The sequence below is a fragment of the Halomonas bluephagenesis genome, assembly GCF_054790765.1.
The window spans coordinates 1,870,629-1,894,672 of sequence record NZ_CP133631.1; the positions used below are offsets into that span (position 1 = coordinate 1,870,629).

A 24,044-nucleotide genomic window follows, 5' to 3' on the forward strand; every position below is an offset into this window, starting at 1 on the left:
CATGCCTATGAAGTTGTTCGACGAGATTCCCCGCGAGCGCCCGGCGACGCCGCTGCTCGACTCTTTTGATCATCCCGCTGCGCTGCGGGCCATGAATGCTAAACAGCTTGCCCAGTTGGCTGACGAATTACGCGCCTACTTGCTATACAGCGTGGGTGTGACAGGCGGCCACTTCGGTGCAGGCCTGGGCGTTGTGGAGCTTACCGTAGCGCTGCACCACGCTTTTCATACGCCCAAGGACCGTTTGGTATGGGACGTAGGCCACCAAGCATACCCACATAAGATTTTAACCGGGCGACGCGAGGAGATGCTCAGCATTCGCCAGCATGGCGGCCTAGCAGCGTTTCCCCGCCGCACCGAATCCGAGTACGACACCTTCGGTGTAGGTCACTCCAGCACGTCGATTTCAGCCGCCCTGGGGATGGCCTTAGCCGCCCAGGCGCAAAACGATCCTCGTCGTGTGTGCGCCATTATTGGCGATGGCGCACTCACTGCAGGAATGGCGTTTGAAGCGCTGGCCCATGCAGGCCACGTTAACGCCAACATGCTAGTGGTGCTGAACGACAATGAGATGTCGATCTCGGAAAATGTTGGCGGCATCGCGACCTATCTAGCCCGTGTGCTGTCTAGTAAGCCCTTCCTTAAAATGCGTGAAGAAGGCAAAAAAGTGCTCTCCCATCTGCCGGGCGCACTCGAACTTGCCAAGCGCACCGAAGAGCATATGAAAGGCATGGTGAGCCCTGCCACGCTGTTTGAAGAGATGGGCTTCCACTACATCGGCCCAATCGATGGCCACGACCTGGAGGCGCTCACCGAAACATTGCGCAACCTGCGCGACCAGGACGGCCCTCAATTTCTGCATATCAAAACAGTTAAGGGTAAAGGTTTTCTGCCCGCCGAAGCTGACCAAATTGGTTATCACGCCATCACTAAGCTAGAAAAGCCCAGCGCCACTGCCAATGCGCCGCTGGTAAACCCACCGGCAACGCCCAAAACAGCGGCTAAGAAAAAGTACTGCAACGTGTTTGGCGACTGGCTGTGCGATATGGCGGCCACCGATTCACGGCTGATGGGGATTACCCCAGCCATGGGCGAAGGCTCGGATTTAATTCGCTTCTCCCAACAGTATCCTGAGCGCTATTTTGATGTCGCGATCGCCGAGCAGCATGCCGTGACGCTTGCTGCGGGCATGGCCTGCGAGAGCATGAAGCCTGTCGTGGCGATTTACTCCACATTCTTACAGCGCGGCTACGACCAGCTTATTCACGATGTGGCCGTCCAGAATCTAGACGTGACGTTTGCGATTGACCGAGCAGGCCTAGTCGGTGAAGACGGGCCAACCCACCACGGCAGCATGGATTTATCATTTTTACGCTGCATCCCCGGCATGGTTATTTTAGCCCCTGCTGATGAAGCAGAGTGCCGCGCCATGCTTAGCGCCGCCTACCATCACCCAGGCCCTGCAGCGGTTCGCTACCCTCGCGGCACAGGCCCCGGCGTAGCCATTCCGGAACACTTAGAGCCGTTGCCCATTGGCCAGGCACAGGTGCGCCGCGAGGCTGGTAACGAAGGCGTACGCATTGCATTGCTAGCGTTTGGTAGCGTCAACAGCGCCGCCGCAGAGGTTGCTGAAAAGCTCGACGCAACGCATATCAATATGCGCTCTATCAAGCCACTGGACCGAGACACCGTGCTGCATGCCGCTGATGAACATGAGCTGCTGGTCACTCTGGAAGAGAATGTGATCGCCGGTGGTGCAGGTAGCGCAGTGAACGAACTACTGCATGCTGAAGGGGTACAAATCGAGGTGCTCAATTTAGGCCTGCCTGACACCTTTGTTGAACACGGCACCCCTGCAGAGTTGCTACGCGACTGCGGCCTGGATGCCGACGGTATCGAGCGCGCTATCCGCGCTCGTCTCCCGTAACTTTTAACTTTTCAACGGTTGAGAACACCATGCTATTTTTGATTATCTTGTTTGGCCTGATTGGCTTGGCCGTTGGCGGCGTCTGGGGCCTGCTGATAGGCGGAGGGCTGGGCTGGTGGCTAGGACGACGGATTAGCCGCCGCTTAAACGCCGCCCGCACGCAAATCCAAGAAGGCTTTTTAGAATCGATCTTCTCGGTAATGGGTTGCTTGTGCCAAGCCGATGGCAAAGTCACCGATGGCGAGCTTGGCGTGGCCGAAAAGCTATTCGACCAAATGCACCTTCAAGGCGAACAGCGTGCCAAAGCGCGGGCCGCTTTTGAGCGCGGGCGCGCCGACGATTTCAACCTAGATGCAGAGCTGGCCAACGTTAATCGGCTGACCCAGCGCCAGCCGATTTTACGCCAAGTGTTTTTGCAAGTTCAGTTAACCGCCATTGCTGCCGACGGCGTGCTTCACCCTGCCGAGCACGAGATGATCCTGCGCGTGGCCCGCGGAGTAGGCTGTAGCGACGCCGAAGTACAGCAGATTGAAGCCATGCTTCACGGTGCCGCCGCGAATTCACAAGGTTCCAGCGAAGAGGCGCTAAAAGACGCCTACCGCGTACTTGGGGTGAATGAAGACGCCAGCGACGCAGAAATCAAGAAAGCGTACCGCCGCCTGATGAGCCAAAACCACCCAGATAAACTCGCCGGTAAAGGGCTGCCAGAAAGCATGCGTGAAGTGGCTCAGGCGCGCACCAGCGAAATTGGCAACGCTTACGAACGCATCCGTAGCGCCCGAGACCGGTAGCTCGACAGGTTTCTAAGCACTCGCTACAGTAAAGCCTCACCGCGCTGCTTAGGAGCCGCCTAATGATAACGCACTACAGCTTTCCGAACTCCCGCTCGGTGCGGGTTGCCTGGACACTTGAAGAGCTTGGGCTGGAATACCGCTGCCAGCATGTAGCGCTGGATAAAGGCGAGGGACAAACCGCAGAACACCTAGCCCGCCATCCAGATGGCAAGGTGCCCGTCATTGAAGATGGCGAGCTAACGCTGTTTGAGTCAGCTCCCATCTGCCGCTATCTCGCTGAACAATACGGTGACGACCGCCTATTACCAGAAAACGCCGCTGAACGAGCGCAGGTCGACCAGTGGCTAAGCTTTATCGTCACTGAAATAGAGCAGCCACTGTGGTTACAGGCCAAGCATAAGTTCGCCCTTCCCCAAGACCAACGCGTCCCCGCCGTACTGCCTACCGCCGCATGGGAGTTTCAGCGGGCACTGCAAGCGCTTGAGCGCCGTTATCATGGTCAGGAAACGTTGGTAGGCGATACCTTCACCCTGGCGGACTTATTCCTTACCCACACCTTAACGTGGGCAGTTGGTATGAAGCATCGCCTGCCTGAACCCCTGGCTGCCTACCGCACACGCCACGCTGATCGTCCAGCGCTAGCCCGTGCCATGGAAAAAGAGCAAGCGGCAGTTGATCGCTAAGTGACCGCTCGGTGGGGCAGGACAGTGCTGTAGACGGCAAAGTAGTGGCAGACACTTCCGGCAATCACAAACAGATGCCAGATAGCGTGATTGTAGGGGATGGCGCGCACGGCATAGAAGATCACCCCTAGCGTGTAGATGATTCCCCCTGCGGCAAGCAGAGCGATGCCGGCCACTGATAAATTGGCCGCCATCTCTCTAGAGGCCAGCACGATCATCCAGCCCATCAGTAAATAGATAGCCACGCGTAGTGCCGCGAAACGCTGTGGCCAAAGCAGTTTACAGCCAATCCCCACTAGCGCTAGCGACCACACGGCGGTGAATAAGACCCAGCCCGTGGTGCCGCGCATATTAACGAGCAGAAAAGGCGTATAGGTGCCCGCGATAAGTAAGTAAATCGCGCAGTGGTCAAGCATCTGGAAGCGTTGCTTCCAGCGCCGATTAGAAATGCCGTGATAGAAGGTCGAAGCGGTATAAAGCAGGACTAACGTAGCGCCGTACAGGCTCAGGCTGACAATTTTCCAAGGATCAACATGGGCAGCTAAGCTCGCGACTACCAACAGCACGACCATGCCCACCAGGCTGAGTACAGCACCAACCCCGTGGGTAATGCTGTGTAACCACTCTTCGACAATGCTGAACTCGCCTTGCTCTTGAGGCAGCACGTCACGCTGTTGTTCATCTTCGGCTTTCATCTTGGGGCACTCCTAACAACTCCCCCCGCTCACTATCATCCTTTACGTTCAATATCGACGTCGCTGGCCTGGGTAAAGTCGTCCAGCGCCATCATATGACCAAGTTTGCCAGCTTTCGTTGAGAGATAGTGTTCATTGTGCGGGTTCAGGCCAGTGGTAATCGGTAGGCGCTCAACCACATTCACCCCATCCCGGGTTAAGGCATCAACCTTTCTAGGGTTATTGGTCATCAGTTTTAGTGCCGTGATACCCAAGTGGTTAAGCATCGGCACACACAGGTCATAGCGACGCATGTCCGCACCAAAACCAAGCTGTTCGTTGGCTTCGACCGTATCGGCACCTTGGTCTTGCAGATGATAAGCGCGGATTTTATTCAGCAGCCCAATACCTCGCCCCTCCTGGCGCAGGTAGAACAGCACGCCACGCCCTTCTTCGGCAATACGCTTGAGCGCTTCTTGCAACTGATAGCCGCAGTCGCAGCGCATTGAGAACAGCGCATCACCAGTTAAACATTCAGAATGCACGCGCCCCAGTACTGGCTCGCCGCCGCTCACATCACCTAATGTTAAGGCGATATGGTCTTTACCCGTGGCTTCGTCTTCGAAGCCGTGCATGGTGAATGTGGCCCAAGGCGTGGGCAGCCGGGAAGTGGCAATGAAGCGAATGGTCACAGGTTACCTCGTTGATTAACCAAACCAGCTAACCACACCGGCGTTGGCAAAATAAGAAGACAGTTTACCAGGAAGCGGCGGTGGCCTCACGGTATCAACAGAGAGAGACGTTTTTAAGTACGTTTTTAAGTACAATTGCTATTTTCAAGCACAGTTATCTCCAAGTACCGTTATCTTCAAGTACGCTATTTCCCTTACAATGCGGGCAAACTTCTCAAGAGCAAGTGTTTATGACCACCACACCTTTGCAAAACGACCGTTTTCTTCGCGCGCTGGCTCGCCAGCCCGTCGACCGCACTCCGGTGTGGATGATGCGCCAAGCAGGCCGTTACCTGCCAGAATATCGTGCCAGCCGCGCCGATGCTGGTAGCTTTATGGATCTGTGCCGCAACCATGACCTCGCCTGTGAAGTGACGCTACAGCCCCTTGAGCGCTACCCGCTCGACGCCGCTATTCTGTTTTCCGATATTCTCACGATCCCAGACGCGATGGGCTTGGGGCTCTATTTCGAAACCGGTGAAGGCCCTAAATTCAGAAAAACGGTACGCACCCCAGAAGAGGTGGCAGCGTTAACGGTGCCCAACGCCGAGCGCGATCTCGATTATGTAATGCGTGCCGTTTCGACCATTCGTCGTGAGCTGAACGGCCGGATGCCGTTGATTGGCTTTTCGGGCAGCCCCTGGACGTTAGCCACTTACATGGTGGAAGGCGGTTCTAGCAAAGATTTCCGCCACTTGAAAACCATGCTTTACGATACGCCAGACACCATGCACCAATTGCTGGATACCCTGGCGCAGTCAGTAACCGACTACTTAAACGCGCAAATTCGCGCTGGCGCTCAAGCAGTACAGATTTTTGACACCTGGGGCGGAGCGCTATCAACACCCGCCTACCTGGAATTTTCGCTGCGCTACATGGAGCAAATTGTCTCCGGCCTGATTCGTGAGCACGGTGGCCGCCGCGTGCCGGTCATCCTGTTTACCAAGAACGGCGGCCAATGGCTTGAGCATATCGCCTGCGCTGGAGCCGATGCGCTAGGTATCGATTGGTCCACCGAACTTTCTGACGCCCGCGCACGGGTAGGCCATAAAGTGGCGCTGCAAGGTAATCTCGACCCCAACGTACTGTTCGCTCGGCCTTCTGCCATCCGCGCGGAAGTTGCACGGGTGCTGGAAAGCTATGGGCACGGCCCTGGCCACGTATTTAACTTGGGCCATGGCATCAGCCAGTTCACCAACCCTGATCACGTCACCGCCTTTATGGAGGCGCTGCACGATTTAAGCCCGCAGTATCATCAAGGCATTCCTACCCAAACGAACGCCCCGCGCCCAGGAGCAAAGTAATGAGCGATTTACGCGACGACCAGTGGTTTACCGAAGTATTTGATAGCCACGGCAGCGCTTTCTCGCTGAAAGTCACTGAGAAATTGCTGGATGTGCAAAGCCCCTACCAGCACCTGGAAGTGTATACCACGGAGACCTACGGCAACCTGATGGTGCTAGATGGCTGCGTAATGCTGACCGATCGCGACAACTTCCTCTATCACGAAATGATTGCCCACCCGGCGCTGTTCACCCATCAAGACCCCAAGCGGGTAGTGATTATTGGCGGCGGCGACTGCGGCACGCTGAAGGAAGTGCTGCGTCACCCTGGTGTTGAAAAAGTGACGCAAATCGACATCGATGAAGAAGTGACCAAGGCCGCCGAGCGTTTCTTCCCAGCGCTGGTAGAAGCTAACGGCGACCCACGTGCCGAGCTGTTGTTTGCTGATGGTGTAAAGTGGGTAGACGACGCTGCCGATGAGAGCATCGACGTGCTAATTATCGACTCCACCGACCCAGTTGGCCCCGCCGAAGGGCTGTTTAAAACCGACTTCCTGAAGCGTTGCCACCGTATTCTAAAAAATGGCGGCGTGATGGTGCAGCAAAGCGAATCACCGCTTTACCACAGCGGCTCTATTATTCGCGAACTGCGTAACGACATGCGTGAAGCGGGCTTTGATAGCGTGGCCACACTGCCCTTCCCACAGCCGGTTTACCCTTCTGGCTGGTGGAGCGTCACGTTGGCCGGTAAAGCGACCAGCGTTGAAAGCTTCCGCGAACAGGCTGCCGCTGAGCATGAAATGCCGCTACAGTACTACACAGGTGATGCTCACCGTGGTGCACTATCGCTGCCGCCTTTTATGCGTAAAGCCTTCGCATAACGCTGCGCCTGCGAATAGCCAAAAGGCCGAGCATTGCTCGGCTTTTTTTATGTGCTTACGATTATTTGCCCTTTCACGTTAAGGAATAACAAATGAAAACCGTTCGTTGGTTGGGAGTAGGAATTGGTGTTTTAGTACCCGCGATGGCTATGGCCAGCACGTTGGAAACCGTTCAAGAACGCGATAGCGTGCGCTGTGGCGTTAATGCCGCTCAGCCAGGTTTTTCATCGTTGGCTGACGACGACCAATACCGGGGCCTGGACACCGATGTGTGCCGTGCCATTGCTGCTGCGGCGCTTGGCGACGCGACAAAAGTAGATTTTGTACCACTCGACTCGGTAGAGCGTTTCACTGCTCTGCAGTCTGGCGAAGTCGATGTCCTATCACGCACCACGACCTGGACCTAAAGCCGTGACACAACGCTGGGAATGAACTTTACCGGCGTGAGTTATTACGATGGCCAAGCCTTTATGGTGGCCAGTGATCTAGGTGTGCAAAGTGCCAAAGAGCTTGATGGCGCAGCAGTTTGCACCCAGTCCGGCACCACCAGCGAACTCAACCTTTCTGATTACTTCCGCATCAACGGCATGACCTATGATACCGTCGTATTCGATGCACCCGAGCAATCTATTGCAGGCTTTGAAGCAGGCCGTTGCGACGTTTTAAGCTCCGACGCTTCCCAACTTTATGCCCAGCGGATGCAGCTTGCTGATCCCGACATGGCGGTCGTGCTCCCTGAAATCATCTCGAAAGAGCCGCTTGGCCCAGCCGTTCGTCAAGGTGACGACCAGTGGTTCAATCTTGTGAAGTGGTCACTGTTTGCCATGCTAAATGCGGAAGAGCTAGGCATCACCCAAGCCAACGTAGACGAGCAACTTAATTCGGAAAACCCTGATGTAATGCGCCTGCTTGGCCAAGACGGCGACTTGGGCGAGCCAATGGGCATCAACACCGATTGGGCGTACCAAATCATCAAGCAAGTGGGTAATTACGCCGATATCTTTGATAGAAACGTCGGTGCTGACTCTGACTTCAAGATTGCTAGAGGCTTAAACGCCTTGTGGAAAGATGGCGGTATTCAGTACGCCCCACCGATTCGCTAATCCGATTCGCAGATTCTAGGCTAAACGTAGGGAGGAATTAGCGGCATTGCACCAAAATAGAGCGACCAGTAGCCGCTAATGCGCTTTTTTGCACCCATTCTTTCGTATAAGTCGCTCATTTTGCGTTGAAAAGCGCTGAATATCGCGACATATCCTTTCTGGCATCTTCCTTGCTAGCTTTTAGTGTCATGCATCTGCATGCATAACGACATTAAATCGAGTAAGGGGAACGACCATGATGAATAAGAAACACTTGGTACTGCTGGCCTCCGCGGGTGCTATCACGTTGGCCGGTGTCGCCACTGCCCAAGCCGATACGTTAGAAGATACGATGGAGCGTGGCGCCGTGCAGTGCGGTGTCAGCGACGGCCTGCCAGGTTTTTCCGCCCCAGACGATGAAGGTAACTGGCAAGGACTCGACGTTGACGTATGCCGTGCTGTTGCAGCTGCCGTTCTCGGCGACGCGGATGCGGTGAACTATATTTCTCTGAACGCTGTAGAGCGTTTCACTGCCCTACAATCTGGTGAAGTGGACGTACTTTCACGCAATACCACGTGGACCACCACACGTGACACGACGCTGGGCCTCAACTTTACTGGCGTTAACTTCTATGATGGCCAAGGCTTTATGGTCTCCCGCGACCTGGGTATTTCCAGCGCGTCTGAACTGGACGGTGCCGCTATTTGTATTCAGTCTGGCACCACGACTGAGTTGAACCTAGCAGACTACTTCCGTGCCAACGGCATGGAGTTTGACCCCATCGTTTTCGATACCTCTGAACAAACCGTTGGCGGCTTCCAGGCTGGCCGCTGCGACGTTCTGACCTCCGATACTTCCCAGCTAGCCGCACTGCGTATTCAGCTAGATGACCCGTCTGGCGCGATGATTCTGCCAGACGTTATCTCTAAAGAGCCGCTCGGCCCAGTGGTACGCCAAGGCGACGATGTATGGTTCAACATTGTGAAGTGGTCGCTATTCGCAATGATTAATGGTGAAGAGTATGGCGTCACCAGCGAAAATGCCGAAGAAATGCTCAGCTCTGATAACCCTGATGTTGCCCGCCTGCTTGGTCAAGATGGCAACTACGGAGAAGGTATGGGCTTAGACGCTGATTGGGCCTACAACATCCTGAGCCAAGTCGGTAACTATGGTGAAAGCTTTGATCGCAACGTGGGTATGGGCTCTCCACTTGAGATTGAACGTGGTGTTAACGCCCTGTGGAACCAAGGTGGTTTCCAGTACGCACCGCCGATTCGCTAAGCGTCTCGTTTGACCCCGGCCCGCCGCCCCATTCTTCCAGGGGCCTTGGCGGGCCATTTGATTGACCGTCCGTATCGCGGAGACGCCTTCCATGTCCGTAAGTCCTAACACTCGCCCCGCTGGCCACAAGCCGCCGTTTTGGCGAGACCGTGCCAAACGTGCGCTTATCTTCCAGCTGCTGCTCGTCGCTGCTGTGGCAGCCTTTTTGCTCTACATTGTCGGTAATGTCCAAGACAACTTATCCGCACGTGGTATCACCACCGGGTTTGGTTTCTTGGGCAACACCGCAGGCTTTGGAATTGTGCAGAGTCTGATCGACTACTCTTCCCAAAGCACCTATGGCCGCACCTTCCTGGTCGGCTTACTCAATACACTGCTGGTAGGTGGCCTAGGGGTATTGGCTGCCACCATCATTGGCTTTATTGTTGGCATCGCCCGCCTGTCGCCTAACTGGCTACTGGCGCGCTTAGCCACCGCCTATATCGAAACCTTCCGCAACATTCCGCTGCTGCTGCAAATTTTCTTCTGGTACTTTGCCGTGCTACGCACGTTGCCGAGCGCCCGGGAGAGCATGGCATTTGGAGAAGCGATTTTTCTTAACGTGCGCGGGCTGTATTTCCCTCAGCCACTGTTTGAGTCTGGCTTTGGCTTAATCCCCCTCACCTTTCTTGTCGCCATTGTTGCCAGCATTGCGCTGGTTATATGGAATAAGCGTCGCCATGAAGCCACTGGGAAACGCCTGCCAGCTTACTGGATCTCGTTTGTGCTGATTTTTGGCTTACCCCTGTTAGTACTGGTAGCCACCGGTGTGCCAGTTACCTGGGAGATGCCGGAACTGCGCGGCTTTAATTTCCGTGGCGGTATCACGGTGATTCCCGAGTTCCTCGCCCTTTGGCTTGCCCTGTCGATCTATACCGCCTCATTTATTGCTGAAATTGTCCGCTCAGGCATCCAGGCGATTTCACACGGGCAAACGGAAGCCGCCCAGGCGTTAAGCCTGCCACGTAACCTGGTACTTCGCCTGGTGGTCATCCCTCAGGCGCTGCGTGTCATTATTCCGCCGTTGACCAGCCAATACCTGAACTTGATCAAGAACTCGTCGCTGGCCACTGCCATCGGCTATCCCGACCTTGTCTCGGTATTTGCAGGCACCACGCTGAATCAGACCGGCCAAGCCATTGAGGTCATTGCAATGACCATGGCGGTCTACCTAACCATCAGCCTGCTGGTGTCCATGTTTATGAACTGGTTCAACGCCCGAGTGGCACTGGTTGAACGCTAGGCCGACGGTGAGGATGTTCACATGATCCATAATCAAACAATCATTAAAGAGCGGCCAGCCCCCAGTAGTTCTGTCGGGGCGGTTGCCTGGCTACGTGCCAACCTGTTCAACGGCCCGATCAATACTATCTTTACCCTAATCGGGCTTTACATACTCTATTTGCTCGTGGTTCCCACCGTTCAGTGGGCGTTTCTGAATGCCGATTGGATAGGCACCACACGGGATGACTGCTCTCGGGAAGGGGCTTGCTGGGGCTTCATCAATGCACGCTTTACTCAGTTTATCTACGGCTTGTATCCCCGTGAGGAAATCTGGCGAGCCAACATTGTCTTTGCTGGCTTCTTTACGCTAATAGCGTGGCTGGCAATTCCCCGCCTACCCTTCAAACGTTGGGTAGCCGTGTTTGCCTTAGTCGGCTTCCCCATTGTTGCCTATGTGCTGCTGCACGGCGGTTACTTCGACCTTCCCCGCGTATCGACACACCGCTGGGGTGGTTTGATGCTGACTCTGCTGCTGGCCACCGTCGGCATGGTTGGGGCGCTACCAATCGGGATTGTGCTGGCATTGGGGCGACGCTCCAATATGCCAATCGTGAAAAGCTTCTGCGTGGTATTCATCGAGTTCTGGCGCGGGGTGCCACTGATTACCGTACTGTTCATGGCCTCGGTAATGCTGCCGCTTTTCCTGCCTTCCGATATGAGCGTCGACCGGCTAGTACGTGCACTGATCGGCTTAACACTGTTCCAAAGTGCCTACATGGCCGAGGTTATTCGTGGTGGCCTGCAGGCCATCCCTAAGGGTCAGGAAGAGGCTGCCGCTGCGCTAGGCATGACCTACTGGAAACGCATGGGCCTGATTGTGCTTCCTCAGGCGCTGAAGATGATGATTCCCGGCATCGTGAACACCTTCATTTCGCTGTTTAAAGACACCACCCTGGTCATGATCATCGGGCTATTTGACCTATTGGGGATCGTGCAAGCGGCGCTGGCCGACTCACGCTGGCTGGGCTTCTCACTGGAAGGGTATGTGTTTGCCGCCTTCATGTTCTGGATCTTCTGTTTCAGCATGTCGCGCTATAGCCAGTATTTAGAACGCAAGCTGCACACCGGCCATAAGCGCTAACGCCGCTTTTATTAACGATTTTTTAGCAGGATAAAGACATGACTCAAGCAGCCACCAACCTCTCTGGCACCAGTACTTCTGACCTGATGGTCGAAATGCGCGGCGTTAACAAATGGTACGGCGATTTCCACGTGCTGCGCGATATCGACCTAGAAGTAAAACGCGGCGAGCGCATCGTTATTTGCGGGCCTTCAGGCTCGGGCAAATCAACCTTGATTCGCTGCATTAACCACCTGGAAGAGCACCAGCAAGGTGATATCGTGGTGGGCGGTGTACCGCTCACCCAAGACGTTAAGCGTATCGAACAGATCCGCCGCAGCGTGGGTATGGTGTTCCAGCACTTCAACCTCTTCCCTCACTTAACGGTGCTGGAAAACTGCTGTATCGCACCGATGTGGGTACAAAAAAAGCCGCGCCGCGAAGCAGAAGAAATGGCCATGCAGTACTTAGAGCGGGTGCGCATTGCCGAGCAGGCACTTAAGTACCCAGGCCAGCTTTCCGGCGGTCAGCAGCAGCGGGTAGCCATTGCCCGCTCACTGTGCATGCACCCTGACGTGATGCTATTCGACGAACCGACGTCGGCTCTTGACCCGGAAATGATCAAGGAAGTGTTAGACGTTATGGTGGAGCTTGCCAATGAAGGCATGACCATGCTCTGCGTGACCCACGAAATGGGCTTTGCCAAAACCGTCGCCGACCGGGTGATTTTTATGGATCAAGGGCAAATTATCGAAGAAAACGCTCCCGAGCCTTTCTTCAATAACCCACAATCAGAACGTACCCAGCTATTCCTAAGCCAGATCCTGGGGCACTAAGTAAAGCGATTGGTAAACCAATGGGCCTCTTCGTAGGCCCGTTTTTATATCTAACGACGCTGGCTCATCGACACAAGAGAGACAATTTAAGATGGAAAAGCTATTTATCGACCGCGCCCCGCAGCCGATTGCTCCTTTTTCGCACGCTTGCCGAGTAGGCGATTTAGTGTTTATTACCGGCCAGATGCCCACCGTCCCGGAAACCAACGAAATGCTGCTGGGTACATTTACCGAGCAAACTCACCGCGTCATGCAAAACTTAGCCATTGTATTGGAAGAGGTGGGCAGCAGCTTTGAATACGTGGTTCAGTCACGGGTGTTTATTACCAACATGGGCCACTTTGACGAGGTGAATGGTGTCTACGCCAGCTACTTCACGCAGCCACTACCAACCCGCACTTGTATTGGTGTCACCGGTCTTGCTGGTGGGGCCGATGTAGAAGTGGATATGATTGCTTGGATTCCTCCCGCGCAAGAAACCGACTAACTCCCCAGCGGGGTAATACTGGCAGGCTGTAAGGCAGGTTGCTCGCGATGTTGCGTCAGCGGTTTGTTGGCAAGCGCTGTGAGCAGTATTTGTAACGGGTCGCCATGACTCACCACCAGTACTGTCTCACCTTCACAGCGGCGCTCTACCTCCTTAATCACGGCACACATCCTCGAGGCCACCTTGCTGACCGCCTCCACCTGATGCTGTTGATGGTCCGCATCTTGGGTATCTAGCGCCCATACATCCGGATAATACCGATCCGTTTGTCCATCGAACTCACCGAAGTAGCGCTCACGCAGGCGCTCCTCTTTCTCCAGTGTTAAGCCAAAGGCACAGGCGACTCGTTCAGCGGTTTGTGTAGTCCGCAAAAAGTCCGAGTGCACCACCTTCGTGGGAGTCGGCCACTGCCACTGCTCAACGACTGTCGATAGCTGCTGTTCACCCAGAGGTGACAAGCCGAAGTCGCAAAGCCCACGCTCAGGCGAACTAATAATGAGCCCTTGTTCGTTCGCCTGGCTGTGGCCATGGCGCATCAAGAGATAGCGGTTTCGCCAATGGTAGAAGGCGGTTGTGAAAGTGTTTGACATATCTTTGTAACAAATCCTAGATTGAAAGAGGTCGTTTTCGAAAAATAAACATCTAGCGCTACAAATGTCCACTTGCGAAACGCACGCTCAGCAAAAGAAAGCACAGAACTCGATCGTGGATAGCACAACACAAAAATAACGCACATAAGAGGCTAACTATGCAAACATCACGTTTCTGCAAGCGCCCGCTTGCTATGCTGGCGGCTGCATCATTGCTCCCCTTCGCACTGCTCTCTAGCCATGCCTTCGCCGAATGCGAACGCGGTGACCTTGATTCCCTTTACTGCGATGAAAATGGTGACATGGTCGCTGATCGCCCAAGCGATGAGTCAGAGTGGGCAAATCCAGACACCCTTATTTTTGCTTACACACCGGTAGAAGATCCTGCCATTTATTCGGATATCTGGCAGCCCTTTATTGACCATCTTTCTGACGTTACCGAACGCGATGTGCGCTTCTTCGCCGTTCAATCTAACGCCGCACAAGTCGAAGCCATGCGTAGCGGGCGCTTACACATTGCCGGCTTCTCAACCGGCCCTACTCCATTTGCCGTTAACTTGGCAGGCGCGGTACCCTTCGCATTAATGGGGTCAGATGACGGCCAGTTCGGCTACACCCTGCAGCTATTTACCCACGTAGACTCAGACATTGAGAGCCTGGAAGATCTCAAGGGCAAGCGTGTTGCCCACACCTCACCAACGTCCAACTCCGGTAATCTAGCGCCGCGAGCCTTACTGCCAGAGCTTGGCATTACCCCCGACGAAGATTACGACGTGGTCTACTCCGGCAGCCATGACCAATCAATGCTGGGCGTGGTAGCACGGGACTACGATGCCGCCCCAGTGGCTTCTGAAGTGGTCGAGCGCATGGCAGCCCGCGGCCTATACGATGAAGATGATGTACGTCTAATTTTCGAGTCTGACCGTTTCCCTACCACCTCCTATAACTACGCCCATAACTTACACCCGGACCTTGTAGAAAAAATCGAGGAAGCCTTCTTTACCTTCGATTTCATTGGCACCGAGCTTGGCGAAGAGTTTGAAGGCGTCGAGAAGTTTATTCCGATTAATTACAAAGATAACTGGCAAGTGATTCGCACTATTCAGGCGGCAAACGGCGTGAGCTACACGCCAGACAACCTGGAGTAATAGCGGCCGCGTCGTCACTGATGGCGCGGTTATTCATCTTCTGATGGAAGCCATCACATGCTGGAAATTACGAATCTGGTCAAGCGTTATGGCCACAACGAGGCGGTGCTGAAGGGCCTCGATCTTAAGGTAGAGGACAACAGCGTTGTTTCTATCGTTGGCGCGTCCGGTGCTGGTAAAAGCACTATGCTCCGCTGCATCAATCGGTTAGTAGAACCTACATCGGGCTCTATCAAACTCAACGGCGCCGAACTGGTTAACGTGAAAGGCGCTGAATTACGCCGTGCCCGGCGTAAAATTGGCATGGTCTTCCAGGGCTTTAACTTACTTGACCGCCTTACCGTCATGGAGAACGTACTCGCTGGGCGGCTTGGCTACGTTAATCTCTACCAAGCAATCTCACGGCGCTACCCCCAAGCCGATATAGAGCGCGCCTTTACCCTTATGGAGCGCGTTGGGATTGCTCATTACGCCAATAAACGTGCCGATGAGCTTTCCGGCGGTGAGCGCCAGCGCGTCGGGGTGGTACGAGCATTAATGCAAGAACCCGACCTGTTACTGGCCGACGAACCAACGGCGTCGCTAGACCCGCGCACGTCCGAGCAGATCATGATACTGCTGCAGAGCCTTGCCAGTGAGCTTTCGCTGCCGGTATTGATCAACATTCACAACGTTGCTCAAGCAAAAACCTACACTGAGCGTATTGTCGGTTTACGCCACGGCAAGATGATTTTTGATGGGTTGCCCGCGGACTTTAATAAAGATGCGCTCGATGCTATCTATGGCGGTATTGAAGCACCTGACGATGCAATAACCGAGCAGCCCGATGCTCATACAGAGGAGCCACGACATGACGCCGTCTGACTCCCCCGCTTCTCCGCGCACCTGGAAAAAGCCGCCTTTTATTGCCAATCCCGTCATCCGTTACGGCATTTTTATTGTCGCAGCGATTTATCTGGTGTGGGCTTTCGGTTCTTTACCGTTTAATTGGGCGCGCATTTCAGAAGGCTTACCGCGGGCAGCGCGCATCTTTAGCGGAGGCTTCCCACCCAGCTTGGAACGATACGAGTTGCTGCTGACAGGGTTTAAAGAGAGCTTCCAAATTGCCATTCTCGCCACATTGCTAGGCGTTTTCCTATCGATACCGTTTGCGGTGATGGCCGCTCGTAACATTGCACCAATGCCCATTTACGTTATTGGCCGCGCGGTCATTATTATCTCGCGCAGCTTCCACCCCGTTATTGTGGCCATCTTATTCGTGGCGGCCGTTGGGTTTGGGCCACTGGCAGGTATTTTAACGCTTACCCTCTACTCCATCGGTTTTGTTGGAAAGTTGTTAGCAGAAGAAATCGAAGAGATTGACTGGGGGCAAGTAGAGGCCATGCGTGCGGCAGGTGCAGGCTACATTGCTACGTTGTATTACGCCGTCTTTCCTCAAATATTACCCCGCCAGGTCGGCCTGTCGATGTACCAGCTTGATAGCAATCTTCGCGCCTCTGCGGTGGTTGGGATCGTCGGTGCAGGCGGGATCGGTGGCACGTTAATGAATGCCTTTGGTCGTTATGATTACGACTTCGCCTTTGCGATTCTGCTGGTCATTATCGCGGTTATTTTGCTTAGTGAAGGCATCAGCGGCTGGGTGAGGAAAAAAATATGGTAGATCACGCACAGCAACTTGCCGACCGCGTTTGGCATCGCTACGACCGTAAAGAGCGGCTCATCCGCTACGCCGTGCTGCTGGGCACGTTAATGCTGGTGTTCTGGGCGGTTCGCGATATTGATATTTTCTGGCCCTGGGTATGGGACGCTCCCAATCAAATGTCTAACTTGGGTGCGCGCATGTGGCCACCCAGCGCTGCCGGGCTAAACAGTATTCTCAACGCCCTGCTTGAAACGGTACATATCGCGACGTTAGCAACATTCCTCACTATTTTCCTAGCCTTGCCCGTGGCCTATATCGCCGCACAGAACACCACTCCCAATCGTGTTTGCCTGTGGCTAGGGCGCTTTATTCTAGTATCAAGCCGCTCGGTGAATACGATTATATGGGCGCTGTTATTTGTGGCTATTTTTGGCCCCGGCGTGCTGGCAGGGATTTTAGCGATTGTGTTTCGCTCAATTGGCTTTATCGGCAAGTTAATGGGTGAGGCGATTGAAGAAATCGACCGGCGACCGGTGGAAGCGATGGAAGCTACCGGTGCTTCCAAGGCAAAAGTGGTTGCCTACGCCATTGTGCCCCAGGTGATGCCAGCCTTTTTTGCCATTGTGATTTTGCGCTGGGATATTAATATCCGTGAATCCACCGTGCTAGGACTCGTTGGCGCAGGCGGCATTGGTGTGATTCTTCAAGGAGCTATCGACACCTTTGCCTGGCCGACGGTCGCCACCATTTTGATCGCGATTATTATCTTGGTACTGATTGGCGAAGCCATTACAAGTCTACTGCGCAGCAAGGTACTTTAACCCCCCAACAACGTACTTCGCCACTCGCAAGTGTTTGACCAAACGGCAAACGCTTGCCATGGTTAGAGGGTAACTAACGACAAGGAGGACGTACGACGATGACCACCTATATCGTGGTAGCTGACGCCGCCCGCGCACGTATTTTTACCCGTGATGCGTTGAATCTCGCCGAGCATGAAAGCCTTGTACACGCAGCAGGCAGGCTGCACGAAGGTGATTTAATCACCGACCGCCGCGGTGCCGATGTCCATGAATCCACGTCAACGTCATCGCGCTCGTCTGGAGAAGAGGGCGCTGCCTCGCAGCATGAAAACGAGCTATTCGCCAAAGAAGTCGCCAAGCGCTTATATGACGCCCGCGTCGATAACAGCATGGAAAAGCTTATTATGGTCGCGCCGCCTAAATTTCTCGGCTTGCTGCGTGAAAAACTTGATAACACCACCCACAAACTGGTCATTCACACGCTTTCAAAAGATTTGAGTAAAGCGTCCCTGGCCGATATTCAAAACGCCGTTAGCGACTTACGCTAATACTTAAAACATCACCCTCTCTTTTCCACTAAACGTGCTTTTCTACTAAAGAAGTGGTCGTTCTTGCCGATAGTCGTCTGACCCCTGACGATTTAGAGAGCGACCATGTTTTCCTCCCTACGAGCCCGCATCTTACTAGCCGCCCTCACGGCCATTATTGTAGCCCTCATCATTAATGGCATAGCCAGCTATACCACCGTCAAGCATCACAATAACCAACAGGTAAGCAGCAACCTAGATGCCGTTGTAAACGGCAATACTCAGGCGATTAATGAGTGGTTTAACGCCCGCTATACCATGCTGGCCAGCATGGATGATGCTGTCAGCAACAGCGACCCGCTTACCGCACTGCGTCAGTTGGCTGACTCCGGCAGTTTCATGACTGCCTATATAGCTTACCCCTCTACGTCCGATGCTGTTTTTTCTGATAACTGGCAGCCGCCCAGTGACTATGACCCTCGCCAACGGCCCTGGTATCAAGACGCTGTCAACGCCAAAGACACCATTATCACAACGCCTTATGTCGATGCCCAAACGGGGGGATTAATTGTTACCTTTGCACGCCCTTTCTACCGTAACGGACAGCTTGCTGCTGTCATCGGCGCCGATATCACGATTGAAGATGTTATTGCTATTGTGGCCAGTATCGCCCCGACGCCATCAAGCTTTGGCTTTTTGACGACGGAAGATGGCACGCTCGTGGCACACCCTGATGCCGCGTTAACGCTTGAGCCTTCCTCAGTGTTGAGCAGCGATCTTACCAACGCTAGTTTGGCTCAGATTATCCAGGCCGAAGAGCCTCAAGCGCTTGAGCTGCAAAACAGCAGCAAGCTGCTTATGGGCAGCACTGTGGGTGGCAGCAGCGGCTGGCAGTTAGTGGTGGCGCTTGATGAACACGAAGCCACCGCAGGCCTACGTGCCATTGCGACAACCTCGATTATTACGCTGTTAGTCGTCGCCGCCATCACCGCGGTGGTATTCGGTTTGTTGCTGTCACTGCTACTTCGCCGCTTACTCGGTGTGCGTAGCGCGATGGACAACATTGCTTCGGGAGAAGGTGATTTAACCCAACGCCTACCGGAAGAGGGCAACGATGAGGTCACTCAAATTGCCAGCGCTTTTAACCGCTTTGTCGGCAAAATGGAAGCCGTTCTGATTGATGTCCGTACGAGCAGTGAAGCGGTTCATCACGCAGCCAACGAAATTGCCATGGGCGGTCAAGATTTATCGCGCCGCACCGACAACGCTGCCTCTAGCCTGCAGCAAACGTCTGCGTCGGTTGAGCAAATCACCAGCACTGTTCAGCACACCGCTGCGTCCGCCCAGGAAGCCAACCAGCTCTCCCATGCGGCTTCAAACGTCGCGAAGGAAGGAGGACAAGTGGTGGCAAATGTCGTCACGACAATGGAAGACATTTCTAAAGCCTCTAATAAAATTGGTGAAATTGTCACGCTGATGAACAGCATTGCCTTCCAAACCAATCTGCTGGCACTCAACGCCTCCGTGGAAGCGGCCCGTGCCGGCGAACATGGCCGCGGCTTTGCTGTGGTGGCCGACGAAGTTCGCAAACTGGCGGGGCGTAGTAGCGAAGCTGCCAACGATATTCAAAAGCTAATCGAAGACTCACAAACCAAAGTCAACAATGGCACTTCTCTGGTACAAAATGCGGGTACGACGATGCAGGATATTGTTGCCCATATCACCCGCGTTACCGATGTGCTGGAGGAGATTAACGCAGCCACCAGCGAGCAAAGCGACGGCATTAATCAAGTCAATATCGCCGTTGCCGAGCTTGATCGCATGACCCAGGAAAACGCCGCGATGGTTGAGGAGTCCACCACCGCCGCCGAGCAATTAAAAGAGCAAGCTGAACATCTCGCGGGGACTATCAGCAGTTTTAAGCTGTCCCACACCGCTACACCTGCTTTGCAAGTGCCCTATCAAGCACCTGACAGCCAACGTCGCCATATCGCCTAGGGATTACACTATGCATTTTCGCTCGTTACGCTCTTTTGTCGTGGCACTAGCAGGCCCTTGCCTGTTAGCCATCGTGGCCGCCATGGTGGTGTATAACTTGATCGCCGCCGCTCACACCCAACAAACCGTGGATGACCACACCAGTGAGCTCATGGAAGGCGCGCTAGATGCCCGCTTAAACGCCATTGCCGATGCGGAAGGCCAACGCATTCAGCGCGAGCTGGACAAAGCGATGACGCTGGCCAGCCAACTAGCCACGACCAATGCGTTAATGGGCATGGAAGATGCAGAAGGCCAACGCGCGCTGTACTTAAGCCGCCGACAGCTCTCGAATCTTGTCCGCCAAACCGTCGCCGATAATCCTGATCTATTGGATGCCTATATCGGCTGGGAGCCCAACGCCTTTGGAGATGACGCCCGCTACGCGGGTGACGAGCGCTACGGCCATGACGGAAGCGGCCGCTTTATGCCCTGGTGGTACCGCACCGATGATGGCGAGCTGGCGATACTACCGCTAGGTGAGGACATGGAGAGCGAAACTCCCCTTGCCAGCGGCGTGCGCGAAGGTGAGTACTATCTGTGCCCGCGTGAAACCTTGGCTCCCTGTATTATCGACCCCGCGGCTTATGATTTCGGCGGCGAGACCCAGCTAGTCACCTCGTTCAATGCCCCCATCTTGGTAGATGGTGAATTTCGTGGGGTGGCAGGGATTGATTTGGCGCTTAACTTTATCCAAACCTTATTAAGCGATGCTAACCAGACGCTTTATGATGGTGCGGGACGAATGACACTGGTAGCCGGGCGTGGCGGCTTGGTAGCCGATACCGCTAGCGAAGAAGCCCTAGGATCACCCGCTAGCGATTCGCTAAGCGACACGCTATTGGCAGGTATTAAACAGGCAGTGTCGCAGGGCAGCCTCCATAGCAGCATGGCCGACGGTATGCTTCAGCGCTATCAGCCCATCACCCTTGGCAATACAGACCAGCCTTGGGTCTTGGTACTACAGCTCCCTGAGTCAGTGGCACTGGCCGAACTGAACGCTTTGCAAGACGTACTCAGCGAGCAGCGCCAGCAAAACACGCTAGGCATGTCACTGGTGGGTCTGCTACTGGCAGCCATTGGTGTCGGCGCACTGTGGTGGATTGGTGGACGAATCGCACGTCCTCTTAAGCGCCTGGCTAACCGTATGGAAGAGATCGCGACAGGGCATGGCGACCTTACCCAACGTTTGCCAGTTCATGGGCGCGATGAAAGCGCAGCGGTAGCAGAACAGTTCAATGCCTTCGCGGAGAAAATCCAAACCATCTTGCTGGATGTACGGCGCAGCAGCGAAGCAGTCAACCATGCGGCCAATGAGATTACCCAAGGTGGGCACGATCTTTCACGGCGTACCGAACAGGCCGCCGCCAGCCTGCAACAGACCTCTTCAGCCATGGAAGAGATCAGCAGTACCGTTGGCCACACCACTCACGCCTCTCAGGAAGCCAGCGGACTTTCTCAAACCGCCTCTGAGCTAGCGTCCCGCACTGACAGTGCGTTTGAGCAGGTGGTCGCCACAATGACGGATATTCGCACCAACTCTGATGAAATTCAGAGCATTGTCAGCGTCATTGATGGCATCGCTTTCCAGACTAACCTACTGGCGCTAAACGCATCCGTAGAAGCTGCCCGTGCTGGGGAGCATGGTCGTGGTTTTGCCGTCGTGGCTGATGAGGTACGTAAACTCGCCTCGCGCAGCAGCGACGCTGCCAAAGATATTCGCCAACGTATTGATGCCTCAGCCGGTAAGGTAGAAAGCGGCACACAAATGGTGCGCGATGCCGAAGCCGCTATGCATGAACTGGCTCAAAGCGTGACGCGTGTTACTCAAATGCTGGGCGATATCAGTACGGCCGCGCGAGAGCAAAACGACGGCATCAGTCAGGTAAGCATTGCCGTTACCGATCTAGACCAGATGACTCAGCAAAACGCAGCCCTAGTGCAGGAGTCCACCACCGCCGCCGAACAGCTTAAAGATCAGGCGAATCGGCTCGATGCACTGGTAGGTGGGTTCACGCTTGAAGCACATGACAGCCGCCATACACAGGGCCAGCGCACACTGCCTGCGCCAGCGCTGTCACAACACTAAACTGCTATAAAATCAGGCCGCCGGGGCACCGACGGTAGCGGAAGTTTATCGCTACCACTGGCTCTGGCGGTCATTATCCTGCCCAGGCCTTATTTTGAGGCTCCCGCTGTTATGTCACCCCTGTTCGCGTGCTTTAAGCCAGCGCGTATTTTCCTCGTCTAAAAATCTGCATTGACCGTAGCGTACACCTAAAGTCGTATCCGTCGACGCCGATAGCATGACAGCAGACGTTACCTACCAAGCGGTCAACTTCCGACCTTACTTTACCTAAATAGCGAGACTTAATTAATGCTGTCGTCCCTACGCTTGCGCATCATGATGATCACTTTGCTGGTGATCACGCTAGCACTGACTATTAATGCCTCGGTCAGCTACCTGACCTTGCAGACACATAATGACCAGCAAGTAACCCGACAGCTGGCATCCATCGCACAGGGGAACGCCCTGGCAATTGAAGAATGGATTGATGCCCGAGCCGCCATACTAGAAGCAGCGCGCATGCCCGTGATTGATAATGACCCGCTTGCGCCACTCGCCCAGTTAGCAGAGTCAGGCGGGTTCTTAGCGGCCTTTTACGGCCAATCTGATGGTAGTCATCTTTCTTCCGATGGTTGGATACCAGGCAGTGATTATGACCCACGACAGCGTGACTGGTACCAAGCAGCAACAAAGCAGGATCGTACTATCGTCTCGCTGCCTTACGTGGACGCTAATAGCAATCAGCTAGTGGTTACCTTTGCGACGCCAGTCAAGCGTAATGGCCGTTTATATGGGGTGATCGGCGGCGATGTCGTCATCGACAACCTCGTCAGCCAGGTCACCGCTATTCAGCCAACGCCTTCGAGCTTTGCCTTTCTGAGTAGCGGTGGCGAGACAGTGATTGCGCATCCCAACGCTGCGTTGGCTCTCGAGCCGCTGAGTCGAATTAGCGACACCTTATCTCCTGAGGCTATCAAGCAGCTGAGCGCTGCCCAGGAGGAGTGGAAGCCTGTCCAAGTCGACGGCCAGACTAAGCGACTATCAGTGATCTCCATCGCCGGTACCGACTGGGAGCTCGGCGTGGCGTTAGACGAGCGTGAAGCCACTGCAGGATTGCGCGCCATCCTCAAGTCTTCATTGTTCACGTTAATAGCCATCATTGCTGTCACGGCTCTACTGCTGAGTTTGTGGCTCAAGCGTGCGTTCGCTGGCCTCGAACGAGCCCGAGATGCCCTAAATGACATCGCTAGTGGTGAAGGGGATCTGACCCGCCGACTTCCAGAACAAGGCCGCGATGAAGTGGCCCAAATTTGCGGTGCCTTCAACCGTTTTGTAGGCAAAATGGAAGCGGTCTTGATTGATGTGCGCACCAGCAGTGAGTCGGTGCACCATGCCGCTAACGAAATTGCTCTGGGCGGCCAGGATCTATCCCGCCGTACCGATAACGCGGCTTCTAGCCTGCAGCAGACGTCTGCCTCGGTGGAACAGATAACCAGCACGGTGGAACACCCCGCCGCCTCGGCTCAAGAAGCCAATCAGCTATCCCATAAGGCCTCGAAAGTCGCTAAAGAGGGCGGCCAAGTGGTCGCCAATGTGGTCACCACGATGGAAGATATTTCCCAGGCCTCCCATAAAATTGGTGAAATTGTCACGCTAATGAACAGCATTGCCTTCCAAACCAACTTACTGGCCCTTAACGCCTCCGTAGAAGCCGCCCGGGCGGGGGAACATGGCCGTGGTTTTGCGGTCGTTGCCGATGAAGTACGTAAATTAGCAGGGCGTAGTAGCGAAGCCGCCAACGATATTCAAAAACTCGTTGAAGATTCACAAAGCAGAGTCAATAACGGTACCGCATTAGTGCAAAATGCCGGTGCCACCATGCAGGATATCGTCGCTCATATCATCCGCGTCACCGATGTCCTAGAGGAAATCAACTCCGCTACTAGCGAGCAGAGCGATGGCATCAAGCAAATCAATATTGCAGTGTCTGAACTTGACCGTATGACCCAAGAAAATGCTGCCATGGTGGAAGAGTCCACCACCGCTGCTGAACAGCTGAAAGAGCAAGCCAATCATCTTAAAGGCACTATCAGCAGCTTCAAGCTGTCTCAACACCCCCCGGCTCCCCTAACAGTCAATTCGACCAACGTTTTGCCGTCGTATTGAGTAACTATCGTATTGAGTGA

At 54.5% G+C, this 24,044-nt stretch carries 21 protein-coding genes and 1 pseudogene; 19 read left to right on the forward strand and 3 right to left on the reverse strand.

Features of this window, described 5'->3' with window-relative positions; translation table 11 throughout:
- The first annotated feature begins 1 nt into the window (after position 1).
- From dxs to REH51_RS08185, 3 genes are all read left to right on the forward strand, one after another.
- Entirely contained in the window at positions 2 to 1,927 is a 1,926-nt protein-coding gene (gene dxs, locus REH51_RS08175; protein ID WP_498937534.1) for a 1-deoxy-D-xylulose-5-phosphate synthase, read from the forward strand.
- Between the two features lie 29 nt (positions 1,928 to 1,956).
- On the forward strand, positions 1,957 to 2,718 hold the full coding sequence (djlA, locus tag REH51_RS08180; RefSeq protein ID WP_009723173.1) for a co-chaperone DjlA: 762 nt from the start codon (positions 1,957 to 1,959) through the stop codon (positions 2,716 to 2,718).
- Positions 2,719 to 2,780: 62 nt separating this feature from the next.
- Positions 2,781 to 3,404: a glutathione S-transferase family protein gene (locus REH51_RS08185; protein ID WP_009723174.1), complete on the forward strand. Its 624-nt coding sequence runs from the start codon at positions 2,781 to 2,783 to the stop codon at positions 3,402 to 3,404.
- On the opposite strand, the gene trhA is transcribed toward REH51_RS08185, so the two are convergent.
- Together trhA and ribA are read right to left on the reverse strand one after the other, a co-directional pair.
- The gene (trhA, locus tag REH51_RS08190; protein WP_009723175.1) at positions 3,401 to 4,099 is read right to left on the reverse strand and encodes a PAQR family membrane homeostasis protein TrhA; all 699 of its coding nucleotides are present in this window, start codon (positions 4,097 to 4,099) and stop codon (positions 3,401 to 3,403) included. The two genes, REH51_RS08185 and trhA, sit on opposite strands and share 4 nt — an antisense overlap.
- Positions 4,100 to 4,134: 35 nt before the next feature.
- Complete coding sequence (gene ribA / locus REH51_RS08195; RefSeq protein WP_009723176.1) at positions 4,135 to 4,770, reverse strand: GTP cyclohydrolase II; 636 nt, start codon at positions 4,768 to 4,770, stop codon at positions 4,135 to 4,137.
- A 230-nt stretch (positions 4,771 to 5,000) separates the two neighbouring features.
- Between ribA and hemE the strand changes: the two genes are divergently transcribed.
- The 8 genes and pseudogenes from hemE to REH51_RS08235 all read left to right on the forward strand — a co-directional run bounded on the left by hemE (position 5,001) and on the right by REH51_RS08235 (position 13,043).
- Positions 5,001 to 6,113 (forward strand): uroporphyrinogen decarboxylase, encoded by a 1,113-nt coding sequence (gene hemE, locus REH51_RS08200; RefSeq protein WP_009723177.1) that lies wholly within the window; start codon positions 5,001 to 5,003, stop codon positions 6,111 to 6,113.
- Positions 6,113 to 6,973, forward strand: coding sequence for a polyamine aminopropyltransferase (gene speE / locus REH51_RS08205; protein WP_009723178.1), 861 nt, complete (start codon positions 6,113 to 6,115; stop codon positions 6,971 to 6,973). Before hemE ends, speE begins: the two co-directional genes overlap by 1 nt.
- A 92-nt stretch (positions 6,974 to 7,065) precedes the next feature.
- Positions 7,066 to 8,076: pseudogene (locus REH51_RS08210) on the forward strand (amino acid ABC transporter substrate-binding protein).
- A gap of 235 nt (positions 8,077 to 8,311) precedes the next feature.
- The gene (locus REH51_RS08215; protein ID WP_009723180.1) at positions 8,312 to 9,337 is read left to right on the forward strand and encodes an amino acid ABC transporter substrate-binding protein; all 1,026 of its coding nucleotides are present in this window, start codon (positions 8,312 to 8,314) and stop codon (positions 9,335 to 9,337) included.
- A 91-nt stretch (positions 9,338 to 9,428) separates the two neighbouring features.
- Entirely contained in the window at positions 9,429 to 10,619 is a 1,191-nt protein-coding gene (locus tag REH51_RS08220; RefSeq protein WP_498937537.1) for an amino acid ABC transporter permease, read from the forward strand.
- 21 nt (positions 10,620 to 10,640) lie between these two features.
- A complete protein-coding gene (locus REH51_RS08225; protein WP_498937538.1) occupies positions 10,641 to 11,741 on the forward strand; it encodes an amino acid ABC transporter permease in 1,101 nt (366 codons plus the stop codon).
- 86 nt (positions 11,742 to 11,827) lie between these two features.
- On the forward strand, positions 11,828 to 12,556 hold the full coding sequence (locus tag REH51_RS08230) for an amino acid ABC transporter ATP-binding protein (protein WP_009723183.1): 729 nt from the start codon (positions 11,828 to 11,830) through the stop codon (positions 12,554 to 12,556).
- Positions 12,557 to 12,647: 91 nt separating this feature from the next.
- On the forward strand, positions 12,648 to 13,043 hold the full coding sequence (locus tag REH51_RS08235) for a RidA family protein (RefSeq protein ID WP_009723184.1): 396 nt from the start codon (positions 12,648 to 12,650) through the stop codon (positions 13,041 to 13,043).
- Here the strand turns inward: REH51_RS08235 and REH51_RS08240 are convergent.
- Positions 13,040 to 13,633, reverse strand: coding sequence for a histidine phosphatase family protein (locus REH51_RS08240; protein ID WP_009723185.1), 594 nt, complete (start codon positions 13,631 to 13,633; stop codon positions 13,040 to 13,042). The two genes, REH51_RS08235 and REH51_RS08240, sit on opposite strands and share 4 nt — an antisense overlap.
- A gap of 158 nt (positions 13,634 to 13,791) precedes the next feature.
- On the opposite strand from REH51_RS08240, the gene phnD reads away from it, so the two are divergent.
- From phnD to REH51_RS08280, 8 genes are all read left to right on the forward strand, one after another.
- Complete coding sequence (gene phnD, locus REH51_RS08245; RefSeq protein WP_009723186.1) at positions 13,792 to 14,781, forward strand: phosphate/phosphite/phosphonate ABC transporter substrate-binding protein; 990 nt, start codon at positions 13,792 to 13,794, stop codon at positions 14,779 to 14,781.
- A 57-nt stretch (positions 14,782 to 14,838) separates the two neighbouring features.
- Positions 14,839 to 15,645, forward strand: a complete 807-nt coding sequence (gene phnC, locus REH51_RS08250) for a phosphonate ABC transporter ATP-binding protein (RefSeq protein ID WP_009723187.1) — start codon at positions 14,839 to 14,841, stop codon at positions 15,643 to 15,645.
- Positions 15,632 to 16,441, forward strand: a complete 810-nt coding sequence (phnE, locus tag REH51_RS08255; protein WP_009723188.1) for a phosphonate ABC transporter, permease protein PhnE — start codon at positions 15,632 to 15,634, stop codon at positions 16,439 to 16,441. Before phnC ends, phnE (REH51_RS08255) begins: the two co-directional genes overlap by 14 nt.
- Positions 16,435 to 17,244: a phosphonate ABC transporter, permease protein PhnE gene (phnE, locus tag REH51_RS08260; protein ID WP_009723189.1), complete on the forward strand. Its 810-nt coding sequence runs from the start codon at positions 16,435 to 16,437 to the stop codon at positions 17,242 to 17,244. The genes phnE (REH51_RS08255) and phnE (REH51_RS08260) overlap by 7 nt, the downstream gene beginning before the upstream one ends.
- 98 nt (positions 17,245 to 17,342) lie before the next feature.
- Positions 17,343 to 17,774, forward strand: a complete 432-nt coding sequence (locus REH51_RS08265; RefSeq protein ID WP_009723190.1) for a host attachment protein — start codon at positions 17,343 to 17,345, stop codon at positions 17,772 to 17,774.
- Between the two features lie 105 nt (positions 17,775 to 17,879).
- Positions 17,880 to 19,751 (forward strand): methyl-accepting chemotaxis protein, encoded by a 1,872-nt coding sequence (locus REH51_RS08270; protein ID WP_498937540.1) that lies wholly within the window; start codon positions 17,880 to 17,882, stop codon positions 19,749 to 19,751.
- A 10-nt stretch (positions 19,752 to 19,761) separates the two neighbouring features.
- Positions 19,762 to 21,879, forward strand: a complete 2,118-nt coding sequence (locus REH51_RS08275; protein ID WP_234667974.1) for a methyl-accepting chemotaxis protein — start codon at positions 19,762 to 19,764, stop codon at positions 21,877 to 21,879.
- A gap of 288 nt (positions 21,880 to 22,167) precedes the next feature.
- Positions 22,168 to 24,024 (forward strand): methyl-accepting chemotaxis protein, encoded by a 1,857-nt coding sequence (locus REH51_RS08280; RefSeq protein ID WP_498937542.1) that lies wholly within the window; start codon positions 22,168 to 22,170, stop codon positions 24,022 to 24,024.
- Positions 24,025 to 24,044 lie beyond the last annotated feature (20 nt).